Source organism: Dehalobacter sp. CP (assembly GCF_047652685.1).
GTDB lineage: Bacteria > Bacillota > Desulfitobacteriia > Desulfitobacteriales > Syntrophobotulaceae > Dehalobacter.
Genome location: NZ_CP157399.1, coordinates 1,507,969 through 1,531,557 on the forward strand (window position 1 = coordinate 1,507,969; position 23,589 = coordinate 1,531,557).

Sequence of the window (23,589 nt, forward strand, 5' to 3'; positions counted from 1 at the left end):
CTTTAAACCATTTTGTTTTAACAGGATTTACGAATCCCAGTATTAGATTGTACCTAGGACAATGCTCTGCGCCTGAATGATCAGCTCCCGGACTGTTTCCGGCAGATAAACCCCGCCGACTGTAACGGCTGCCAGCAGAATGACCAGGCAGATTGTTCCGGGAATGTTGATTTCTCCCGCCTTGGGATCAGCAGCCTCCGTACTGTCCGGCTGACCATAAAACATCTTAAACAGCGTCACCGCGATTCCGGCAAAGACAGCCGCCAGAAGCAGGATAAACACCATCCCGACCCAAAGGCTGGATTGGTTGAAGATTGCGGCGGTAATGCTGAACTCGCTCGCAAATACGCTGAAGGGCGGTGTTCCGGCAATGGCAAACAGACCGAGCAGAAAGACCGTTCCCGAAACAGGCAGTACTTTAAGAATCCCTTTGATCTTGAAAATCTGTTTGGTGTCATATTTCTGCATGATATTGCCGGCAGATAAAAACAGCATAGACTTGGTCAGCGAGTGATTGATCATATGCAGCAGCCCACCAAAAATGGACAGCGGTGTAAAGATCCCGACCGCAACAGCGATAATTCCCATATGTTCAATACTGGAATAAGCCAGAAGTCGCTTATAATCCTTTTGCGTTAGAATAAATACAGCCGCGGCAGCAATCGATAAAACCCCGATCCCGATGAGGAGCCTCCCGGTAAAGCTGCTGCTCCCCTGATTGTGATTCACAATGGCCGTCGTCCGAATAATGCCATACATCGCGCTGTTCAAAAGAACACCGGACAGCATGGCACTAATCGGCGAAGGGGCCTGACTGTGCGCGTCAGGCAGCCAGGTATGCATCGGAGCAAGGCCGGCTTTCGTCCCGAATCCGACCAAAATAAAGATGAAGGCCAGGCGCAGAACGGAACTTTTTAAGGATGCCGCGTTGGCGTACAGCGCCGTCCAGTCCAAATAGGAGCCGTTCTCCAATATTCCGGCCGAAGAAAGGTGCAGCAAAATGATACCGAGCAGGGCGACCGCAATACCGACAGAACAAATAATCACATACTTCCAGGCAGCTTCAAGCGCATAACGATTGTTATAAAAGCCAACCAAAAAGGCTGAGGCCAGCGTTGTCGCTTCGATCGCGATCCACATCAGACCCATGTTTTTGACTGTCAGCGCCAATATCATCGTAAAAATAAAGGTCACCATCAGCATATAGTACAGTCGGATTTTTGGGGCCGGCAGCTTACCCTGTCTGACTTCTTCCTCAAGATAACCGATCGAAAAAATGGCCGCCATCAAACCTATCGTCAGGACAATATCCAGAATCATCATGCTCAGGGCATCGAGATAGAAAAATCCGCCCAGCGAAGAATAAGCAATCGCTCCATACAGTATGACGTTATGGGTCAGGATGGCTGCGATGATCAGCAGCAGCACAGCAGATGAGACGCTGACGAGGTGCTGCAGCCGCTTCGGTTTAAGTATAAAGAGCAGCAGTAAAGCAATGATTGGAATGACCAGAAGTAAAAAGCCCATATCGTTGTATTTTATCCTTTCAGATTATTGAGTTGATCCGTATCAATAGAGTCAAATTGGTCATTAATGCGAAACGTCAGCATACCCATGATCAGAACGAAGGTCACCAGGTCAATGAATATCCCAAGGTCCACAATGAAAGGCATTCCCTGCGTTGCCAGCATGGCTGTGATATACAGACCGTTCTCAATGACCAGAAAGCCAATGATTTGTCCAAGCGCTTTTTTACGGCTGATCATAAAGAAAAGGCCGATCCAGATCACGGAAACCGAGTTGACGAGCTGCATATTGGACATCCCCTGGCTGCTGCCGTCAATCGTTGCCAGCGTGAAGTAAGAAAAAACAACCAGTCCGCAGCAGACCAAAACCAGGATTGGAATATTCAAGATAAAGTCTTTTTCAACTTTGTACCTTACAGAGGCATATGTCCTGTTCAGAAGACCTGGAATGTAGATGACTTTCAGAACAACAATCAGGATACAGACAATCAAAATATCCCAGCGTCCTTCGCCCAGCAGGCTTCTGACTCCCATGACCCCGGCAGCCAGCGCAATCAGCATGGACTGAATCCGGAAAGACTTGATATAGGAGCTGATTCGTTTATTGGCCATAAGCACAAAAGAAGAAAGTAAAATCAGTACAGACAAGCTTTCCAAAAGATTTTCAGACATGATAACCTCCCAGGATAAAGAATTGCAAAATTCCCAGAAAAGCGAGAATAAAAGATAAGGCAGCCAGATTCGGGATGCTGAAAAGCTTAAACTTAACTGTATTGACTTCAATCAACGCGATGACCACCGCCATCATGACCACTTTGAGCAAATAAAGCAGAAGTGACAAAATAACAGCGCCGAAACCCATAAACGGAATTAGCTGGTCATGCGGAATGAAGATATTCACAAACAGGGTGATAAAAACCAGCTGTTTCACTGCTGCGCCATATTCCAACAAAGCCAGGTGCCGGCCTGAATACTCCAGGATCATCGCCTCATGCACCATCGTTAATTCCAGATGGGTAGACGGATCATCGACCGGAATCCTGGATGTCTCCGCAATGATAATGATCAGCAGCGCCAGCCCCACCATCATATAAACCGGATGAGCCAAAGGAAACCCTGTAACCTGTACGGTCTGCATCATGCGAGGCAGTGAAGTGGACCCGGAAAGGAGCCCTACCGTAAACAGGGATACAAGAATGGATGGTTCAATCAGGGAAGAAATCATGGCCTCCCTGCTGCTTCCCATCCCGCCGAAGGTACTCGCCGTATCCAGGGCGGCAGCCATCATAAAAAATCTGCCGAGTGCCAGGATGGAAACGAGCATAATAAAATCACCCGGAATCAGAACCGGTACGATCTTGGTTGATACAGGAACCAGCAGCGCAGCAGTCAGAGCTGTCGCAAAAACGATATACGGAGCTGCCTTGTAAATCCACGAAGATACCTCTGAAACGACAGAGGTCTTTTGCAGCAATTTATAAAGATCAAAATACATCTGCAAGACAGGCGCACCTTTGCGCTTTTGAGTCAAAGCTTTGACCTTTTTGATCAGGCCGCCCACAAGTGGTGCAGCCAAAAGAATCACAATCAGTTGAATGATAATATAGGCGATACTGTTCATTGCTTCATTCCCTATCCTTCCCGGTGTACAGTCTTTCATTAAACTTCCGCCTCGAATGCCAATCTTTCAGTCTAATTGTTTAAGCCAAACGGTTATACAGCATCAGTAAGAGAACCGCGGCAAATATATAAATCAAATAATTATGGATGCTGCCGGTTTGAATCTTATACTTTGTTCTTTGGGAAAATTTCTGAAGTCTTTTGATGACCGGATGATAGAGGTAATCTTCAAATATCGAAGCAACTGTCGTCGCATATTCGATTGACTCCGGATAATAGAAGGAGTCCCCCTCTGTCGTAATTTTCCTAGTTGGTCTGAACAGGATCCTGAAAACAATCTTGATCGGTTTGGAAAAACCGGCTGCGCTGTACTGCATGCGGGCATTCAGCGCTTCAAAGCCGCAGTCCCACGTTCCGTATTTCCGTTCGATATATTTACCGCCAACAATCCGGATGACCAGAAGCGCCAACAGGATGATTCCGGCTAAAGCCAGGATCAGCGCAACTGGAGATATGCTGCCCGGGGAAACCGTCAGCGGATAATAAGCCAGCATAAAGCCTCCCTGAAGCTGACTGAAAACTGAGCCGCCGCCGAGGCTTCCAACGACCGGATCCAAGAGCTTTAAGATTGTTAACGGAAAAAGACCGATCCCTAGGCAGATCAACGCAAGAATACCCATACCGATATTCATGGTTTTGGGAACTTTCTGCGCATTCGCGGCTTGTTCGCTTCGCGGAAGGCCTAGAAAGGATATCCCGAACAGCTTCACAAAACAGGCTGCAGCCAAAGCTCCGGTCAAAGCCAGCGCTGCCACGGCGACCGCCGAAAAGAAGTTTAAGCCGAACTGTCCGGGCAGTATATTGGCAAATAAGGACTGATATGTCAGCCATTCACTGATAAAGCCATTAAACGGTACGATGGCCGATATGGCCAAAGAAAAGCACAGGATCATAAAACCGGTAACGGGCATCTTTTTCAGAAGCCCGCCAAGTTTTTCAATATCTTTGGTATGTACGGCATATTGAATTGCTCCGGCTCCGAGAAACAAACCCCCTTTAAACAGAGTATGGTTGAACGTATGCAGCAGCGCTGCCGTTAAGGCCAGGCCGCCGATGAGCGAATGGTTCTGAGCGAAGGCGATGTACGAGACCCCTAAGCCAATCAGGATAATCCCGATATTTTCTACACTGTGAAAGGCCAGCAGTCTTTTGATATTATGTTCCATCAAAGCATAGGCAACCCCAAGCACAGCTGACAGCATGCCCAAAACAAGAATGACAATTCCCCACCAGGTATTCTGGACGCCTAAATAACAGAGAACAAAACGGATCAGTCCGTAGATGGCCGTCTTGATCATGATTCCCGACATCAGCGCCGAGACATTGCTCGGGGCGGCCGGGTGAGCGTAAGGCAGCCAGATATGCAGCGGGATAACGCCTGCTTTGGTGCCAAAGCCAATCAAAAATAAGATGAAGGTAATGTTTCTGGCCATTTCGGGGATTGCTGCGCCATTTTGAGCTGTAGTCAGGTCGAAGGAATGTGTATAGTGATAAATGATCATGAATCCAATTAAAAGACAAGCCGTTGCGAGATGGGTCATTACAATATAGATCGTTCCGGCTTGCTGATTTTCTTCTTTTTCCGATTCAAATACTACCAGGAAATAAGACAGCAAAGACATTGCTTCCCAGGAGATATAGAAAAATACGGCATTAGCCGAGGTTAGTACAAAAAACATCGAAATGATAAACATTACATATAGAAAGTTAAACAGGCCGATGTTCCTTTTCCCGTTGTAATGAGAAATATAGCCGATCGAGTAGATCGAAACACAAAAGACCAGGATCGACAGTGCCAGCACAAAGAAAGCAGAAAGATTGTCAATACTGATATTTAGGGTAATGAACGGAATCGCGGATTGCAGCGAATAAATGTCCAGCGTTTCAATACCCGAGAAAATTTTCCCGATGGAAGCTGCCGCTCCGACTGCGGAAGCCGCGATACATAGCGCATTAACAATGATATTGCCTGTATTTTGTTTTTTGACGAAGAGATATCCGAGGGAAATAACAGCTCCGAGCAGATAGCCAAATATTGAGACTAGATATATATGATGCAGTAAAAGCTCCATGAAACATTCGTCCTCCATATGTGAAATCAACGTTTAACCATTTGAACAGATCCCCCGCCAGAAATTATCCCAAATCTCCTCAAAATGGACAGTCACATCTGCAGGCTGATAAATGAGGATGCTTGACAGCAGCCCGTGCGTCATGGCCGTATAGGATATTGCCACGGATTCGGGATCCTGGCACCGGATAATCCCTTTATCCATATTGGCTTGAATAATATCTTTAACCATTTGGAACCGCTCTTCTGATAAGCAGTGGATTTTTGCGACCAGCGTTTCAGCGAAAGCTTTGGGTGGAAAAAGCAGCAGCCTCTTCCAGAAATACAGTTTGGTCAGCGACTTGTCATAGTAATCAAGAATCATAAAAAACATACTTTTCAGATCATCGCAATGCTCGTTGATCTCGAGGAAGTACTGGTTAATTTCCAGATTGATGACCGCATACAATAAATCTTCTTTACTGGAAAAGTGGGCATATATCGATGCTTTTTGGATGCCAACTTCACTGGCAACTTCGGTTAGGGAAAACTCTGTCCCTTTGTCTGCAAACAATCTGAAAGCCGAGTCCATCAGCTTTTGCTTCGTTTCCACAGCAGTGTTCCTCCGAAAAACAAAATGCCTACCTAACGTTAGGTAGTCTTAATAAATTATAGGATTGACCCAATAACTTGTCAAGCTCTTTAGAAAAGTTCATAAAGTATCTTGCACCGGAGAATAATAGATTTATAACGTTCATCAAAAAGAAAAAAGTGAGGCGTTATCACTGAAAAAACTACTGAAAAAACTCCGTTTTAGATACATAGGGACCTTTAGCGTTTTGCTCTCGCTTTTATTATTCTGTTCAGGATGCTGGAGCAGCAAGGAAGTCGAAACGCTAGCTTTTGTCACGTTAAGCAGCTATGATTATACCCAAATCAACGGTCAGGATGTTTGGACTGCGGCTACGCTGATTCTGGGAACACAAGGCAGTCAGGGACAGAATCAAGGAAAAGAGTCAGGTCCGAAGGTCAATACGGAACAGCTTTTCACCGGTCGGGGATCAACCATGCAAGATGCAATTAGAAATTATTCCGCAAAATTGTCCACTGTCCCCTTTTATGGTTACGCTACAGGCTTTATTCTTGGGGAAGAGGCTGCCAAAGAAAAGGCACCTGAGATTATCGAACATTATGCCCGCTTCCCGCAGACCCGGCCACGCGATATCATTTTTGTGTCCAAAGGTGAAGCTAAGGAAATACTTAAGACGGGAGGCACGATGAACCAGTTGTTTTCTGAGGAGGTATCCCAGTTTATCGATTTAAAAGCCACAAACACCGGCAAATCTTACGGTATGTATTTCTACAAGTTTGTATCCTGGCTGACAAGCACTGACCGTGATGCCGTTTTACCACAAATTAAGATTATACCCTTGGAATTGGATAACAAAGGATCCGAAGCTAATCCCAAAACTGAAGGAAGCATTATTGAAGGCCTGGGTGTTTTTCAGTCTGGCCATTTGGTGGGATGGCTTGATGAGGAACAAACCCTTGGTTTTCTGCTGCTGACACAAAAAATTAACAAAGGCCCGATTTCCATCCCCGTTCAGAAGGACGGAACCATGTTTAACTATTTTCTAAGCGGTTCAACGTATAAAGTAAAACCAGTTGTCTCCAACGAAGAAATATCTTATCAGGTTACAATTCAGATAAAAGGAGAAATTGATGAAAATAACGGTTTAAGGCTAACTAAAGAAGATATTGAGCAATTAGAACCTGTCATTAGTGAAAAAGTAAAAAAAATAGCCACTTCAACAGTTAAGCAGGCCAAAACCTACAAGGCTGATTTTTTGGGTTTCTCCGAAAAGCTGCATCAAAAAGATCCCAAAACATTTCATGCTTTGGGATCGGAATGGCGAGAAGCTTTTGTGAACGCTAATGTTGAAATTAATGTGAAAGCAAAAATCATTAGCACCGGCAGACTGAAAGAAAAATTAGAAGTGAATCCTCCGAATGAATAAAACTCCTTTGAGAAAAGTTCATAAATTTTCCTGAACTGGGAATAATATACTATACCGTTTTAGATAGGATGAGGCCAACAAAAGATGTTTATCAATCGACTGATGAAAACCTTAAAAAGCTGGACAAATACAGCACCTGAGCCTACCTTTGCCCCGGGGCCTCCCAAAAAACAGCCGCTGTCCAGAAATTATGAGGATAACATAAAAAAGCTGCAGCAGCTTTTTGCCAATTGTGCGGATGTCCGGTTCCATTCATTTCAAATTGATTTGGAAGAACCGGTAAGGGCTTTCATCGTCTATGCCACAACCATCACGGACAATCAAGTGATCAGTGATTCTATACTGAAAACCCTGTTGGAAGAGACGCGCAAACTCCAGCAATTGACGAAGGGCGGCAACGCAAACCTGCTGCAGATCATTCAGAACAGCCTGCTGAATCTTACCGAAACCAGCACGGTTTCTTATCTGGATGAAGTCGAACGAAAAGTGTTTGCAGGCAATGCGGTTCTGATTATCGACGGTTCGTCCTCAGCCCTGGCTGCCGGGGTACGAGGCGGCGAAAATAGGTCTATTGTTGAGTCTGATACCGAACCAGGTGTGCGCGGGCCAAAGGATGGGTTCATCGAGTCCATTGATACAAACATGAGTCTTATCAGAAGGCGTTTAAAAACCAGCAGACTTAAACTGGAAACTTTAGAAGTTGGTGAGCTGACTCATACGAAAATTGCAATCTGCTATATTGAGGGGATTGTAAATGAACAACTACTACAGGAAGTGAAGCAGCGGCTTGACAGAATCGAAACGGACAGTATCCTGGAGGGCAGTTACATCGAAGAACTGATTATGGATGAGCAATATTCCCTGTTTCCGCTGGTACAATACACGGAAAGGCCCGATAAGGTCACTGCCTCACTGTTGGAAGGCAGAATCGCGATTCTGGTGGATAATTCTCCAATGCCGCTGCTCATTCCGGCGACATTTATAACCATGCTGCAGGCAGCCGAGGATTATTATCACGGTTCAGTATTTGCGACGTTTACAAGGATTCTGCGCTTGATTGCCTTAAATTTGGCCTTGTTGCTGCCGTCAGTCACCGTTGCCGTTTTCTCTTTTCACCAGGAATTGCTGCCGACGCATCTCGTCAGTTCAGTGGCAGGAACGAGGCAGGGTTTACCGTTGCCAATTGCTTTGGAGATCCTTGTCATCGAGTTTGCATTTGAACTTTTGCGGGAAGCCGGTATCCGGTTGCCGAAAACCATCGGTCAGGCTATCAGCACGGTCGGCGGTCTGGTTATTGGCCAGGCAGCTGTCAATGCAGGCCTGGTCTCCCCAATCTCCGTTATTGTCGTAGCGACCACGGCAATCGCGTCTTTTTCGATCCCAAATTATGATGCCGGCTATGCGCTCAGGATACTGCGGTTTATGTTGATTTTACTGGCCAGCTTTCTGGGAGGAGTCGGTATCATGTTCGGCCTGATGATCATCCTGATCCATCTCTGCAGCCTACGTTCTTTCGGTGTCCCCTATTTGATTCCGTTTGCTCCTTTAAGCCTTGGCGAAATCAAGGATATCCTGGTCAGGGCTCCATGGTGGGCTATGTCCAAACGGCCAAAGTCGTTCCGTACGGTGAATCCTGTCCGGCAGAAAGACAATCAGGGGCCGTCGAAACCAAAGTATAGGAGGAAAAGGTCATAAATACCGAAAAGATATCCGGTGTACAACTTGCTTCTTTGATGTTTATGATTGTCATGTCCACTGCGATCTTGTTAATCCCCGGCATAACAGCGGAAAAAGCCGCAGAATCGGCCTGGCTTTCCGTCCTGATTGCGCTTGCTGTCGGGATCGTTAACCTTATGCTGATTTATTATCTGGGACGGCGGTTTCCAAAGCTGACGCTGCCCGAATATGCTGAAATCCTGCTCGGCAAAATCCTCGGAAAAGTCGTGACTTTCGGCTATGTATTATTCTTTCTGACCATAAGTATCTTGGTAATAAGAGAATTTACTGATTTTTTGAATATGAACCTTATGCCCGAAACTCCACCTTATGTTTTTCAAACAGGTTTGATGATTGTGGCTGCCTATGCAGTTATTAAAGGAATCGAAGTGATTGTGCGGGTCAACCAGTTTATTCTACCTTTATTTATACTGTCTCTGGTGGTCTTGCTGGCGTTAGCCGTCAGAGATATGGATCTGAGCAATCTGCAGCCTTTTCTGGATAAGGGCGTCCTGTCCGTTGTGGATGCTTCCCTTGTTCCTATAGCCTGGTTTGGCCAGATTGTTGTACTCGTATTTTTATTTCCAAAAGTAAACCAGGCGGAGGATATTTTAAAGAATGGCATCTTCGGAATTATTGCTGCCGGTATCCTGCTGACTTTCATTACTGTTGCCACCCTTACTGTTTTTGGGCCGGAATATACGGGTGATATGTACTTTGCTTTTCTATATTTAGCTAAATATATCAAATTCATCACAATTCAAAGGCTTGAATTCCTTGTTATTTTTATCTGGGTATCCGGTATCGTGGTCAAAGTAGCCGTCATGTATTACCTGGAGACAATGACCTTAGTCCGAATGTTTTCTCTCCAAAGCAGGAAGTATATTCTGCTGGGGCTTGCTCTACCAAATATTATTCTGCCAAACTTATTATTTGAGAGTCCTGTTGATGTCGGTCATTTTCTTAAGAATATATGGCCATCAATCGCTTTAACGTTTCAGCTGCTGATCCCTGGTCTGCTGTTGCTGCTGGCTGTCATCAAAAAGAAAAAAGTGGGGCGTTACCATTGAAAAAACTACTGAAAAAACTCCGTTTTAGATACATAGGGACCTTTAGTATTTTGCTCTCACTTTTATTATTCTGTTCAGGATGCTGGAGCAATAAGGAAGTCGAAACGCTAGCTTTTGTCACGCTAAGCAGCTATGATTATACCCAAATCAACGGTCAGGATGTTTGGACTGCGGCCACGCTGATCCTGAAGCCGCAAGGCAGTCAGGGACAGGATGAAGGAAAAAAGTCCAGTTTGAGCAGCAATACGGAACAGCTTTTCACCGGTCAGGGAGTAACCATGCAAGATGCAATTAGAAATTATTCCGCAAAATTGTCCACTGTTCCTTTTTATGGTTATGCTACAGGCATTATTCTTGGGGAAGAGGCTGCCAAAGAAAAGCTACCTGAGATTATCGAACATCGTTCCCGCTTCCCGCAGACCCGGCCCCGCGATATCCTTTTGGTGGCCAAAGGTGAAGCCAAGGAAATACTTAAGACGAGAGGCACGATGGACCAGTTGTTTTCTGCGGAGGTATCCCAGTTTATCGATTTAAAAGCCACAAACACCGGCAAATCCTACAGTATGTATTTCTATAAGTTTGTATCCTGGCTGACAAGCGATGACCGCGATGCCGTTTTACCACAAATTAAGATTATACCCTTGGAATCGGATAACAAAGAATCCGGAGATAATCCCAAAACTGAAGGAAGCATTATCGAAGGCCTGGGTGTTTTTCAGTCTGGCCATTTGGTGGGCTGGCTTGATCAGGAACAAACCATTGGTTTTCTGCTGCTGACGCAAAAAATTAACAAAGGCCCAATTTCCATCCCTGTTCAAAAGGATGGAACCATGTTTAACTATTTTCTAAGCAGTTCAACGTATAAAGTAAAACCAGTTGTCTCCAACGAAGAAATATCTTACCAGGTTACAATTCAGACAAAAGGAGAAATCGATGAAAATAACGGTTTAAGGCTGACTAAAGAAGATATTGAGCAATTAGAACCTGTCATTAGTGAGAAACTAAAAAAAATAGCTACCGCAACAGTTAAGCAGGCCAAAACCTACAAGGCTGATTTTTTGGGTTTCTCCGAAAAGCTGCATCACAAAGATCCCAAAACATTTCATGCTTTGGGATCGGAATGGCGGGAAGCTTTTGTGAACGCTAATGTCGAAATTAATGTGAAAGCAAAGATTATTAGCACCGGCAGACTGAAAGAAGAATTAGAAGTGAATCCTCCGAATGAATGAAATCCACATCAGACAAATTCGCGCAGGACACCGGCAAGGCTTTGCAGTCCTGCTTCAATTTTGTCATCAGGCATATTGGAAAAATTAATCCGGAAAGTATTTTCTCTCCCGCCGTTTGGGAAGAATGAACCGCCAGGTACAAACGCGACGTTCTGTTCCAAGCTTTTGATCAGCACATCGCGGGCATTGACATTCGCCGGAAGCTCAATCCAGGCAAAGAGCCCTCCTTTGGGTCTGGTAAAGGTGACTCCTTCGGGAAAATGATCCTCCATTAATTTTACAGTCAGATTGCGGCGTCTTTTATAAACTTTGCGAATTTTTTCAATATGTTCGTCAATATTATACATCTCAAGGTATTTGGCGATTTCTCTCTGAGCCAGCGTATTGCACTGCAAATCCGTTCCCTGTTTGACAAGGACATATTTTTCAACAACCTTCTGATCACCGGCAACCCAGCCGATCCGGTAACCCGGGCAGAATATTTTGGAGAACGTTCCGAGGCTTAAGACGCAGCCCTCCTGGTCAAAAGCCTGCAGGGACGGAAGCGGTTCATCCTCAAAACGCAATTCACCATACGGATTATCTTCAACAATCATGACCTGGTGTTTCATAGCTGCCTCAACCAGGTGTTCCCTGCGGGGCAGTGTCCAGGTTCTGCCCGTCGGGTTCTGAAAGTCAGGAATTACATAAATGAGTTTAACGTTGGGCGTACTGTTCAGTATCCTGTCCAGTTCCGCAGGGATCATGCCCTCCTCATCCGTCGGCACTTCTTTGAATTCGCAGCCATAAGCTTTGAACGCACTGATAGCAGCAAGATACGTCGGACTTTCACACAGCACAACATCTCCTTCATCCAGAAAGACCTTCCCGGAAAGATCCAGAGCCTGCTGTGAACCGTGGGTCAAAAGGATATTATCGGGCTCAAATTTGGTGCCCAGCCGATGATTCATGCGTGCTGCAATCCATTTCCGCAAAGGAAGATAGCCTTCAGTGGTCGTATACTGTAAAGCCTCCGTCCCTTGTTCTTCCAGCACAATCCTGCTGACTTCCTTGATTTCCTCGACTGGAAACAGCTCCGGTGCTGGGAGTCCGCCTGCAAAGGAGATTATTTCCGGGTTTTCAGTGACTTTTAGTATTTCCCTGATTTCTGAAGCTTTTAAATGGTTGATTCTTTTTGCATAGTTGTATTCCATGACGCTCTCTTTTTCCTGCCTTTTCGCACAAATTCACATATCTATTAGTATCCCACATTTGATAGGAAGATTAAAGTCCTAATCTAGTAGATCGATTCGTAAATCCATAACAACAACGATACCATGGTTTGCCCGGATTAGCCTCCAGCTTTTGTAAGTTAATTTTGCGAGAGAAAAATGTTATAATAAGTAGCGAGGTGATAGGAATGCAGATTCTTAAAAATGACTGGCATGATTTGCTTCATGCCGAATTTGATAAAGAATACTATCAGAAGCTTCGGAAGTTTCTAATCGATGAGTACCGATCTCGGATCGTCTTCCCGGATAAATTCGACATCTACAATGCCTTGCATTATACGGCGTATAGAGATGTAAAAGTGGTTATTCTGGGCCAGGATCCCTATCATGGCCCTCAACAAGCCCACGGTTTAAGCTTTTCTGTTCAGCCGGGTGTTCAGGCCCCGCCGTCCTTGATGAATATCTTTAAAGAACTGCACGATGATTTGGGATGTTATGTTCCAAACAACGGTTATTTAAAGAAATGGGCCGACCAGGGTGTCCTGCTGCTGAATGCTTCGCTGACCGTCCGGTCCGGTCAGGCCAATTCCCACAGCAGCATAGGCTGGGCCCGGTTTACCGATAAAATCATCGAGCTCTTAAATGAGCGGGAAGACCCTGTTGTTTTTATCCTCTGGGGAAAAAATGCCCAGTCTAAACTGAGCATTCTCAATCCATCCAGGCATTGTATCATCAAATCCGTCCATCCCAGTCCGTTGTCCGCCCATGCCGGTTTCTTCGGCAGTAGACCATTTTCCAGTGCCAATCAATTTTTGGTCTCGATTGGCAAGAAGCCTATTGACTGGCAAATAGAAAATCTGCCTGCCTCATCTACCACATTAGCCGGATCGCATCGTCCGTGATTTGGACTGCACCTTCTTTGAGCAGCCTGCCTAACGCCCGCTTGAAGGCGGATTTGCTCATTTGCAGTTCCGACTTGATTTTTTCAGGAGAACTGCTGTCATTGAGCTTAAGCACACCGCCGTTTGCTTTTAACTTTTCTAAAATGACCCGGGCATCCGTCTCTATTTGCTGCGCGATCTCTTGTCTTAAACTTAATTCCAGCTTGCCGTCCTGTCTTACCTTCTTGATTCGGACGTCGACCTTATCACCGATCGCGATGCTGCCATACAACTCCTTATTTGGAATCATACCGTGATATTGATTATCCACGGCGACAAACGCGCCAAACTCAGGATTAAAGTTATAGACAGTGCCATGGGCATTGTCATTCTCTTTATAAGGAGAGTTTATTTTGAGCGAATCATATATTTTCATTGTGGCATATAATTGATGGTTGTTATTAAGCGCTAATCCCACCAGGTAGGTACCGCCTTTTTTGACCTCACCAACTTGCTCTTTAAGCGGCAGCAATAAGTCTTTCTCCAAACCCCAATCTAAGAAAGCGCCAAATTCTGTGGTATCGACGACAGTTAAAGCTGCCGTTTCACCGAGTACCAACTTTGGCTTTTTTATGGTGGCCATAATCCTTTCTTTCGTATCTTTATACACAAACACTTCGATTTTATCACCTATTTTGATATCCTTTGGAGCCAGGCTTATCGGTAATAATATACTATTTTGCGTATCGTTCTTTGCATTCAGGATATGCCAATTTTGAGATGTTTTCACGACTTTTAGTTCCTGCATTTTGCCATATTCAATCATCTAAATTCCCTCTTTATTTCATATATCAGATCTTAGTATTTCCTATTATATCTTTATTTAAAAGATTGTACTACCATCGGTCATTTTTATAAAAATCCAGGAAATCATACGAGCGTTGACTCCTGGATCAAACCGTCATCTAATACTTGATTTGCAGTTAATTCACAAGTTCAAATTCGCTGTTTTGCCGATTATAACGAAAGACCTCACCAGTTTCAATGATGTAGTACCAGCCTTCCATGGTCAGCGTCTGATTCAGGACTTTTTCCCTGATAAACGGATAAGTTAACAAATGTTTGAGCTGCTCAACGATGTTGATTTGTTCAGTCATCCATTCCCTTTTTGCCATATCTTGTTCCGCGATATCCATTGTTGCTATTTTATCCTTAACCGGTCCGGCCAGTTCCAGCCATTTCCGGGTATGCGGAATGGATTCCATTTCTTTCTCCGAGGCATACAGTGATTTGCACCCTCCGCAATTGGAATGGCCGCAGACGACGATATGCTGAACGCCAAGGATATTGACGGCATATTCAATCGCAGAAGTCGTGGCCAGGTATTCCTCTGTATTGCGGTAAGGCGGTACGATATTGGCAATATTCCGGATGACAAACAACTCTCCGGGCAATGTCCCAGTGATCAAATTGGGGACCAGTCTTGAATCCGAGCAGCCGATAAATAAAGTGTGCGGGCTTTGGGAATTCCCTAGTTCCTCAAAAAGCTGCCTGTGCTGCTGGAAATCCGTTTCTTTAAATTGAATAAGGCCCTGAAGTAATTTCTCCATATTTTACATCCTTGCTTCTTATTTATAGAAAAGCCTTTTACACATAAGTCATCTTTCCGGCCATTTTGCCGTCCATAACGATATTTGCGCCGTTGAAAAATACCTAATACTATAGCTAGCTTCTTAAATACTACCCTATGCTTTGATAGTCTTATACCTCGATAATATCCGTTCCTCCGCCCGTAAGACATCTGCCGCCCTCAGCACTCACCACATAGGTGTCTTCCACGCCTACCATGCCAATGTTGGGCAGACCCTTCTTCGGTTCGAGCGCGATGACCATATTCTCAGTGAGTTCCGCTAGAAAACCATTCGTAATCACAGGCAGCTCATCGACATGAAGTCCGACGCCGTGACCCAGAAACTTGACTTTCCGTTCTCCATACCCCATAAAGTTCCGTCTGAAGTCTTCACTGAGCGTGCTCATTACCGATTGATAGATTTCCGACGGTATCGCCCCCGGAATCAATTTTTCTGCCAGACGCTGCTCAATTTCCATACAGGAACGATGCGCCTTCACGACACCGGCATCAGGCTTGGCTCCAAAAATGTAGACTTGGGTTTTATCGGAATGATAGCCATTGCAGCCAAAACCAACATCGACAAAAACCAAATCCCCCTTCTTCAGCTTCCTTTCCCGGCTGCCTAACAAAGGAACGGCAGGACACATGCCATATGCCCCTCCGGGCCCGTCAAAGCTGGTCGGATAAAGAGAACTTTCGCCAAAACCGATCTGTCCGGCAACCATTTCCGTCTGGAACATTGAAAACCGGCTGACGCCATGATGTCCAATCTTGATCATAGTGGCATAAAGTTCCGCCACAAAATCAGCCTCGCTCATACCTTCCCTGAGCAGCGGCGGAACAAGTTCTCGCAGCAGCCTGCAATGGTTTTTTCCTGCTTGCTCCATCCATTCGAGCTCATAGGTCGATTTGACCGCTCTGACCGACAACACCAGCTTGTCCGCTGAATGGATGCCTGTCATCGTAAAGTATTTCTTCAGCCGCTCCAGCATGGCGAGCGGTACGATTTCTGTCTCAAGATAGGTATTTCCTAGCTCAGGTCCGATCATCCCGGCCGCATCACGGTAACTTTCCATCGGATAGATCGTGGTCAGGGGCGATTCAGCTTTGGCGCGCTCATAGCTTCGGCGTACAAAATAGTGCCGGGTCCGGTCTTTTTGAATTATAAGCATGCCGTCCTGCATTGTTCCTGTAAAATAATACTGATTTACTTTACCCGAAATAAGGACAGTATCCCATTCAGGACAGGTCCGATCCATGAGGCTGCATAAGTGATTCAGTCTCCGGTCAAGTTCGTTTATCATAAGTGCCACAGCCAATTCCTCCGTTAGACAATGTATCGTGTACTTCTCTAGAGTTTACCATACTTTGCGTTTTTTCAAAATGGTGCAATTCCCTGACTATGGGGTTCTTGCATTCTCTTGACAAAAAACTAATTTCAAGCTAAGATTTAAACAATATTTGATACTGTTAAACCGCAGAATGAGAGTAGTAACATGATGTTTGCTGTTTCAAGAGAGCCGCAGCCGGTGGAAAAGCGGTAACAGCACTGATGTGAATGGACTCATGAGGGCCGTGCAGAGATTACAAAGAGTAAGCGTATGCAGGCCGGGAACTCCGCCCGTTATGAATGGAGCGTATGTCCGTCATACGTTTTAAGCGGCGTGTAAACGCAAGTTGGGTGGTACCACAGAGATCAAAGTCTTTGTCCGATAGTTTGGATAAAGGCTTTTTTTAATAGATTTCCGTTTATTCATCGAAGATTAATCAAAAGATAGTTATTAACAATTTGGAAAGGAATGAAGACCATGACAAGCATACCTTACAAAATCTATTTACCTGAGGAAGAGATGCCCAAGTACTGGTATAATGTAAAAGCTGTTATGAAAGAGCTCCCGCCGCCCTTTATCCATCCGGGCACCATGAAGCCCTGCACCGCAGATGATCTGCGGCCGATCTTCTGTGACGAACTAATTGAACAGGAACTGAACAACACGGACGAATATATCGAAATTCCTGAGGAAGTTCGCGAATACTACAGGATGTACCGTCCTTCCCCGCTCGTGAGAGCCTATAATCTTGAAAAGCTGCTGGATACACCTGCAGAGATCTATTTTAAATTTGAAGGCACGAATACTTCAGGTTCCCACAAATTAAACTCTGCTGCTGCCCAGGTTTATTACGCCAAAAAACAGGGTCTGTCTTCGCTGACAACGGAAACCGGCGCAGGACAATGGGGTACGGCCTTATCGATGGCCTGTGCGTTTTATAATATTCCATTAACGGTCTATATGGTGAAGGTATCTGCAGAACAGAAGCCTTACCGGAAAGCTGTCATTGAAACCTATGGCGGAAAAGTCATTCCATCTCCTTCCGACACGACGGAAATTGGCCGGAAGATTTTGGCTGAAAACCCCGGCACAGGCGGTTCTCTTGGCTGTGCGATTTCGGAAGCGATTGAAACATCTGTCAAAACTGAAAACTGCCGTTATGTACTTGGCAGCGTACTCGACCATGTCCTGCTGCACCAGTCCGTGATCGGCGAAGAAACCAAGCTTGCCTGTGACAAGTACGGCATTGAGCCTGAAATGATTATTGGCTGTATCGGCGGCGGTTCGAACTTTGGCGGTCTGGTTGCACCTTTCATGGGTGACAAGATCCGCGGCAAAAACAATATCGAGTTTATTGGTGTTGAACCGGCCTCCTGCCCTTCTCTGACCCGCGGCAAATATGCGTTTGATTTTGGGGATACAGGAAAAACGACGCCCCTGATCAAAATGTATACGCTCGGATCAGGGTTCATTCCCTCTCCGAATCACGCCGGAGGCCTCAGGTATCACGGTATGAGCGGAATCGTTTCCAAACTGTACAATGACGGCTATATGACAGCCCGGGCAGTTGAACAGTCCAAGGTATTTGAAGCAGCTACAGCCTTTGCGCGCTGTGAAGGCATCCTGCCTGCTCCAGAATCCGCACATGCTTTGCGGGTTGCAATGGATGAAGCGCTCAAGTGCAAGGAAACCGGTCAAAAGAAGACCATCCTGTTTGGCCTGACTGGCACCGGATATTTTGATATGGCTGCTTATATGAGCTATAACGCCGGCACAATGACAGACTATATTCCGACCGATGCCGATCTGGAAAAAGGCTTTGCTACGCTGCCAAAAGTGGATCTGTAGAAATCAGCATTCCTAACAGACTTCGTAATAAAGGAATGTATTTAAACACAGCCTACGAAGGGCGTTTCAAATACAAATTGAGGCGTCCTTCGTTTATATATCTTGGGTGTTGTAGCTTTGCACAGCGTTATAAATTTTTCGTCCCGAGGCAGGATATTTTAATTATGTGTCGAATTACTACGAGATTGCGTATTATAATATAAACTAAATAAGAGCTGAATCCAGGCTAGCCTGGAGCGGGGGAACTTCTTTTTCTGGGGTGAATCGCATTTTGCGTAGGGCCTATACCTTTGGTCCGAATCCGTCAACTAACCTCGTAAGCTAAGAAAGGTGAAAATTTGATGCATTTTAAGCAGATCATTTGCGTTACCTTGACCTGCCTTAAAAAGATATCATGGAAATCACCGCGCCTGCTCGGTGGTTTATTTATTACTATGATATTAATCGGGTCGTTTGCCTGTTACCTTGCCGCCCCAATGAATGCCATCGCTGTCTCTGTCAACGGAAAACAACTTGGACTTGTCTTTAACCAAAATACCGCAGATACACTTATGGCGTCTGCGGCCAAAGAAAAACCTTACGAGATGGCCTATACCAATATCACCGTCAGCAATGCCGATTATCTTCGTTCTGCGCTGCGGCCGAACAATGTTGAAGAAAAGATTAATCAACCCTACGATGCCTATCAGTTCGCCATCAATGGTACTGCGATTGCCGTTTTGCCGGATGCGGAGGATATTGATCAGGTCTTAAAAGAGTTTCAGGCATATTACGTGAAACCCACGAAAGATAATGTCGTGACTTCCGTTAAGATCGCCGAAGACGTCACATTCTCCAAAACAACCGCCGGGCTTTCTCAAATTCAATCACCTGAACAAGTTTTGAAATCTTTGATTGATCATAACTCCCTTACGGTCATCTGTCAGGGAAAATATACGGAAACCCAGAAAATTCAATATGATACCATCACCAAGAAGGATTATAAGCTCGGCTTTGGTAAAAAAGAAGTGATTACAGCAGGCAGTGACGGATCGAAGTCCGTAACCTATTCTTATGTCCAGAGTAACGGCAAGTATTCGGAAAAGCAGGTTGTCAAGGAAACGATTCTCCAGGACGCTGTGACGGAAGTGATTGCCGAAGGCCCGACTGCCAAGCCGATCCTGGTTGCTTCCAGATCCAATAGCTATTCAAATGTCGTTGATTATGCACTGGGCTATGTCGGATGCCCGTATGTTTATGGCGGAATAAGCCCCGGCGGGTTTGACTGTTCCGGATTTACCCGCTATGTATACGCTGCGGCCGGTGTCTCCCTTCCCCATTCCTCTTTCGCGCAGTATGCTTCCGGTGCCCCGGTTGGCAGGGATGAGCTACAGCCGGGAGACCTTGTCTTTTTCTCGACCTATGCCCGGGGTGCCTCACACGTCGGTATTTATATTGGCGGAGGACAATATGTGCACGCCTTTAATTATTCAACCGGCGTTGTCGTATCCAATCTAAGCGCGCATTCGTCCAGTTATCTTGGTGCCCGCAGATATTAACAACTTTACTGGCAAGAGTTATCGAAACGAGTAGGATGATGCTAATAGTTAACTCTTAGCATCATTTTTATTTGCAAATCTCTTTCCTAATCTCTTGCGCTCTGCAAGGCCTCACCCATCGAAATTTGATTGATCTTCCTTCTACTTAAGGCTTTAGCCAGCGTATAGGTCAGGTAAATGATGATAAAGCCAACGATGATATACGGATAGCTGATCGTAACCGGCATTGCCAGATTGACACTCTCTGTCAACGACTTGAACATCATACTCATGGAAGCTAGGATCAGCGGAATCCCAAGAAGATAACCAATCACAATGATCCCTGATGAACTATTGAGTATCAGGGAATTCACTTCTTTTTTACGATAGCCGAATATTTTCAGGAGTGAGATCGTTTCTTTATTTTCCTCGATGACCAGCGATGTAACGACGTAGATCACAATCAATCCGATCATAAAGGCCATCAGGGCAATGACTCCAATCGTGGACTCCAGAGGCGCAAGGGAAGCTTCAAATGCCTTGACTGTATCATCTATGGATCTGGAGCTGTACAGTTCATTATCCGGTATTGCCAGTTTTTCCTTGCTCCACAGTCCCATATAGCTGTTAGCAGGCAGGCTGAGCATCTGGTTAAATTCGGAGATAGGCATAAATATATACTCACCAATATACGTTTCGGCAATATCATCTACCATAACAGAATACGCCCTCGCATCAAGCTTATTGATTACATTCACTGTGTCACCTGGGCTAACCTGAAGTTTATCCGCCAGCGGCCTCGTAATAACTGTTTTTTGCGCACTTAGAGGTTTTCCGCTCTTATCTTTCAAAACGATATACGCTGAATCAGGGCGAATGCCACAAACACGAAACGCCAAAGCGCTGTCTGAATCCAACGTGAAAGATGCTGCTGAGAAAGGTTCAGTATGCAACGGCACCTGTTCCTGATGCAGGGCATTATAGACGTATTCATACTGGAACTTAAATGTATTTGTCAAATTATCCTGCAGCAGATAATCTATAGAGCTTTTGGCCGTAAAGCCCAACAACAGGAGCATTGTTGCCATAATCACGCCGAAAAGCAAGAAAATAAGACGCGACAGACTTCTCAGCTGCTGTCTGAGTTTAAAGGTCGTGGCAAAGTTGAAACGGTCAAGATTAAGTTTCCGTTCCAGCAGCGTTACCTTGTCTTTCCTTCTGCCGCCTCTCAGGAGTTCAACCGGAGAAAGCCTGAGCTCCCGGCACAAGATTATCATACCGCTCAAACCCAGAAATATAACCGGAAGTAAGATACTGGCAACGATGTAACGCGGATCAAAGCTCAGTGTGTTTAGCGGCAGGTTAAAGTATGCCAGCATAAAATTGAGCATGGGCTGCAAGAAAAGCGCCCCCAAAAAAGTACCGATCATCCCGCCGCTTAAAGCAATGAACAGCGGGTAGCGCAGGTAGTGTTGCAATATTTCTCTTCGTCGGTATCCCTGGGCATAGAGCGTTCCGATAATCACAGCTTCTTTTTGCAGCAATCTCCAAATGACAATCCCGACCAGGATACAGGTCAACAGCAGGATGGCGATGGGCATCGTTGTACTCATTCTGCTGATCCCTTCAACTTTTGTTGTCACATAGGTTACTCTCACATTCTGGCCGATATCGTTCCATTGACTGATCACAATGTCTTTTCCTCGAAGATAGTCTCTGAATTGTTCGGACTGGGACCCGACAGGGACGTTATGGTTATTAAATTTTACGGCATAAAACCGGTTGCCTTTCTGTAATTCGGCAAAATTTTCCTTGCTGAGCACGGCAATTCCAAAATGGTTCGGGTCGTTTAAAATGTCATTTTCTGATCTTAAAATATAAATATAGTTTGGCAGAGAGGCATAACCGCTGATCGTAAAAATATGATCTAGGATCTTAATCTTTTCTCCGATCTGCAAATCATTTGTCTTGGCAAACGAAGGATCAATCAAAATTCCGCCGTTCTGAACCTGTTGACCTTCTATGATTGCCGGAATATTTATTTTCGTATTTTCACTAAAAATCCGGAGGGTTTTTCCCTCGGTTAACGCATAATCAAATACCCCGCCTGCTTCAATCCGGACGTTGAATTTTGTCTCCAGCTCCCGGATATTGTTCAGTTTGGTATTGGCAACAAAGTTCGCGTCTTCCTGAACGTAGTCTTCAATAAACGAAGATGTCATAGCAAGCATATTTACAGATAGAAGGTTTAATAAAATAAAAAGCAAGCAGCTGATCATAATCAGCACGACTGAGCCAAGATACGGTGCCTTGTTATCCATCATGGTCCGCTTAATCTTTTTATTTAGAATCATCACCATTCAATCCTTTCCGCAGGTACAGCCGCATCGTTGATTGTTTCCTGAATAATTTCTCCGCTTCTTAATTTATAGACCCGGTTTGCCATCGCTCTTAGGGCGGTATTATGGGTACTCATTAAGATGGTTGTTTGGTAGTCCTTATTGATTTGCTGCAGGAATTTCAAGATTTCCCTGGATGTTGCATAATCCAGTGCGCCGGTAATTTCATCGCATAACAGCAGCTTTGGTTTTTTAACAAGCGCCCTGGCAATAGAAACGCGTTGTTGTTCCCCGCCGCTTAATTCTCTCGGGAACCGGTGTTTTTTGTCTTCCAGCTGAACAGCATGAAGCACATCATCAATTTTCAGGGGCACCCTGCTGATATTTGCTACAACTTCAATATTCTCTTTAACATTCAGGTTCGGAATCAAATGATAGAACTGAAAGATAAATCCGATGTGCTCCCGACGATATTCCGTAAGCTCTTTATCATTCAGATTTGTGATCTCGTCACCGTCAACGATTGCTTTTCCTGTGTCACAACGGTCGATCCCGCCGATGATATTCAATAAAGTGGATTTTCCCGACCCTGAGGGACCCAGAATCACGCCAATTTCGGCTCGAGCGAGTTGAAGATTAATGCCTTTCAATACCTTTGTTTTTACTGAACCGGATGTATAACTCTTTTCCAGATCTTCAATATGAATATACATTTTCTCTCCTCCATCCATCTATTCATTGATCAAACGCCCCCATCGGCTTACATATCCTTTTGGTGCTCCGGATAAAATTCTTCCGACCATTAGATTCGTCCGTCCAAGTCTGGTTCTTTCCATGATAACCTCCGATGATAACCTCCGAGCTGTTTGTATCAAAAAAATTGAATTTTTCTTTCCAATCCAGTATATTTATACGGGTAAGCAGCAAATTCATTGGTTATTATATTGATTATTATCATAGAACATATGAATGGTCCTATCTGAAAATGGAGGGAAGAAAGAATGGATACGATTGCTTTAATCATTGCGGTTGTTCTCTTTATTGCGGGTATTGTTGGAACTGTTCTTCCCGTTTTGCCCGGCGTCATTTTGATCTATGCAGGAATGCTGGTCTATGGCTTCATGACAGGCTTCGCAACGTTAAATGCCTACTTTTTCATCCTGCAGGCCCTGGTCGTAATCCTGCTGTTCTTTGTGGATTATTTTGCCTCGGCTATCGGAACGAAACGCTTCGGCGGAAGCAAGCAGGCAGCCTGGGGCGCAGTGATCGGCACTATTCTGGGTTTGATCGTTCTTGGACCGCTTGGTATTATTCTTGGTCCGTTTTTGGGGGCGATTGCAGCCGAACTGATCCGTGGTACGGAATTAAAGAAGACAATCCGAATTGGTTTAGGTACACTGCTCGGTGTCCTTGGCGGTACGGCTGTCAAGATCGGTGCCGAAATCATTATGATTGTCTATTTTTTTGTGCGCATCTATTAATGACTTTGCATAAATATTCTATAGAAAGCACATTTCCCCTTTGATTTTCTGACAGAAAT

Annotated in this window: 19 protein-coding genes and 1 riboswitch; of the genes, 8 read left to right on the plus strand and 11 right to left on the minus strand. The window is 45.0% G+C overall.

What is annotated here, in order from left to right; all coding sequences use genetic code 11:
* Positions 1-42: 42 nt before the first annotated feature.
* From AAH944_RS07565 to AAH944_RS07585, 5 genes are read right to left on the minus strand one after another with little or no spacing between them, the layout of a single operon-like run.
* Positions 43-1,527: a hydrogenase 4 subunit F gene (locus AAH944_RS07565; protein ID WP_415533977.1), complete on the minus strand. Its 1,485-nt coding sequence runs from the start codon at positions 1,525-1,527 to the stop codon at positions 43-45.
* A gap of 11 nt (positions 1,528-1,538) precedes the next feature.
* Positions 1,539-2,198, minus strand: a complete 660-nt coding sequence (locus AAH944_RS07570) for an NADH-quinone oxidoreductase subunit K (RefSeq protein WP_415533979.1) — start codon at positions 2,196-2,198, stop codon at positions 1,539-1,541.
* Positions 2,191-3,186 carry a respiratory chain complex I subunit 1 family protein gene (locus tag AAH944_RS07575; protein WP_415533981.1) on the minus strand — a complete coding sequence of 332 codons (996 nt, stop codon included), beginning with the start codon at positions 3,184-3,186 and terminating at the stop codon, positions 2,191-2,193. Before AAH944_RS07575 ends, AAH944_RS07570 begins: the two co-directional genes overlap by 8 nt.
* A 40-nt stretch (positions 3,187-3,226) precedes the next feature.
* Positions 3,227-5,278 (minus strand): proton-conducting transporter membrane subunit, encoded by a 2,052-nt coding sequence (locus AAH944_RS07580; RefSeq protein ID WP_415533983.1) that lies wholly within the window; start codon positions 5,276-5,278, stop codon positions 3,227-3,229.
* 33 nt (positions 5,279-5,311) lie between these two features.
* On the minus strand, positions 5,312-5,869 hold the full coding sequence (locus AAH944_RS07585; protein WP_415533985.1) for a TetR/AcrR family transcriptional regulator: 558 nt from the start codon (positions 5,867-5,869) through the stop codon (positions 5,312-5,314).
* 226 nt (positions 5,870-6,095) lie between these two features.
* Here AAH944_RS07585 and AAH944_RS07590 point away from each other — a divergent pair, with 226 nt between their 5' ends.
* The 4 genes from AAH944_RS07590 to AAH944_RS07605 all read left to right on the plus strand — a co-directional run bounded on the left by AAH944_RS07590 (position 6,096) and on the right by AAH944_RS07605 (position 11,289).
* Positions 6,096-7,274 (plus strand): Ger(x)C family spore germination protein, encoded by a 1,179-nt coding sequence (locus AAH944_RS07590; RefSeq protein ID WP_415533987.1) that lies wholly within the window; start codon positions 6,096-6,098, stop codon positions 7,272-7,274.
* Between the two features lie 84 nt (positions 7,275-7,358).
* On the plus strand, positions 7,359-8,969 hold the full coding sequence (locus AAH944_RS07595; protein ID WP_415533989.1) for a spore germination protein: 1,611 nt from the start codon (positions 7,359-7,361) through the stop codon (positions 8,967-8,969).
* A gap of 11 nt (positions 8,970-8,980) precedes the next feature.
* A complete protein-coding gene (locus AAH944_RS07600; RefSeq protein WP_415537819.1) occupies positions 8,981-10,060 on the plus strand; it encodes a GerAB/ArcD/ProY family transporter in 1,080 nt (359 codons plus the stop codon).
* Positions 10,057-11,289 carry a Ger(x)C family spore germination protein gene (locus tag AAH944_RS07605; protein WP_415533991.1) on the plus strand — a complete coding sequence of 411 codons (1,233 nt, stop codon included), beginning with the start codon at positions 10,057-10,059 and terminating at the stop codon, positions 11,287-11,289. The genes AAH944_RS07600 and AAH944_RS07605 overlap by 4 nt, the downstream gene beginning before the upstream one ends.
* 8 nt (positions 11,290-11,297) lie before the next feature.
* Here the strand turns inward: AAH944_RS07605 and AAH944_RS07610 are convergent, their stop codons facing one another.
* Positions 11,298-12,482 (minus strand): PLP-dependent aminotransferase family protein, encoded by a 1,185-nt coding sequence (locus AAH944_RS07610; protein WP_415533993.1) that lies wholly within the window; start codon positions 12,480-12,482, stop codon positions 11,298-11,300.
* A gap of 206 nt (positions 12,483-12,688) precedes the next feature.
* On the opposite strand from AAH944_RS07610, the gene AAH944_RS07615 reads away from it, so the two are divergent.
* Positions 12,689-13,402, plus strand: a complete 714-nt coding sequence (locus AAH944_RS07615; RefSeq protein ID WP_415533995.1) for a uracil-DNA glycosylase — start codon at positions 12,689-12,691, stop codon at positions 13,400-13,402.
* Here the strand turns inward: AAH944_RS07615 and AAH944_RS07620 are convergent.
* From AAH944_RS07620 to AAH944_RS07630, 3 genes are all read right to left on the minus strand, one after another.
* Positions 13,371-14,207, minus strand: coding sequence for a S1 RNA-binding domain-containing protein (locus tag AAH944_RS07620; RefSeq protein ID WP_415533997.1), 837 nt, complete (start codon positions 14,205-14,207; stop codon positions 13,371-13,373). The genes AAH944_RS07615 and AAH944_RS07620 overlap by 32 nt on opposite strands.
* Positions 14,208-14,364: 157 nt before the next feature.
* On the minus strand, positions 14,365-14,991 hold the full coding sequence (locus tag AAH944_RS07625) for a carbonic anhydrase (protein ID WP_415533999.1): 627 nt from the start codon (positions 14,989-14,991) through the stop codon (positions 14,365-14,367).
* Positions 14,992-15,142: 151 nt separating this feature from the next.
* Complete coding sequence (locus tag AAH944_RS07630; RefSeq protein ID WP_415534001.1) at positions 15,143-16,327, minus strand: M24 family metallopeptidase; 1,185 nt, start codon at positions 16,325-16,327, stop codon at positions 15,143-15,145.
* 495 nt (positions 16,328-16,822) lie between these two features.
* On the opposite strand from AAH944_RS07630, the gene AAH944_RS07635 reads away from it, so the two are divergent.
* The gene (locus AAH944_RS07635) at positions 16,823-18,193 is read left to right on the plus strand and encodes a TrpB-like pyridoxal phosphate-dependent enzyme (RefSeq protein WP_034379337.1); all 1,371 of its coding nucleotides are present in this window, start codon (positions 16,823-16,825) and stop codon (positions 18,191-18,193) included.
* 203 nt (positions 18,194-18,396) lie between these two features.
* Positions 18,397-18,531: riboswitch (cyclic di-AMP (ydaO/yuaA leader) on the plus strand.
* Between the two features lie 3 nt (positions 18,532-18,534).
* Complete coding sequence (locus AAH944_RS07640) at positions 18,535-19,731, plus strand: C40 family peptidase (protein WP_415534003.1); 1,197 nt, start codon at positions 18,535-18,537, stop codon at positions 19,729-19,731.
* Positions 19,732-19,817: 86 nt separating this feature from the next.
* Here the strand turns inward: AAH944_RS07640 and AAH944_RS07645 are convergent, their stop codons facing one another.
* Both AAH944_RS07645 and AAH944_RS07650 read right to left on the minus strand, forming a co-directional pair.
* Positions 19,818-22,064 (minus strand): ABC transporter permease, encoded by a 2,247-nt coding sequence (locus AAH944_RS07645; RefSeq protein WP_415534005.1) that lies wholly within the window; start codon positions 22,062-22,064, stop codon positions 19,818-19,820.
* Entirely contained in the window at positions 22,064-22,762 is a 699-nt protein-coding gene (locus AAH944_RS07650; RefSeq protein ID WP_415534007.1) for an ABC transporter ATP-binding protein, read from the minus strand. Before AAH944_RS07650 ends, AAH944_RS07645 begins: the two co-directional genes overlap by 1 nt.
* A 288-nt stretch (positions 22,763-23,050) precedes the next feature.
* Here AAH944_RS07650 and AAH944_RS07655 point away from each other — a divergent pair, with 288 nt between their 5' ends.
* Positions 23,051-23,530: a DUF456 domain-containing protein gene (locus AAH944_RS07655; RefSeq protein WP_415534009.1), complete on the plus strand. Its 480-nt coding sequence runs from the start codon at positions 23,051-23,053 to the stop codon at positions 23,528-23,530.
* Positions 23,531-23,589: the final 59 nt, after the last annotated feature.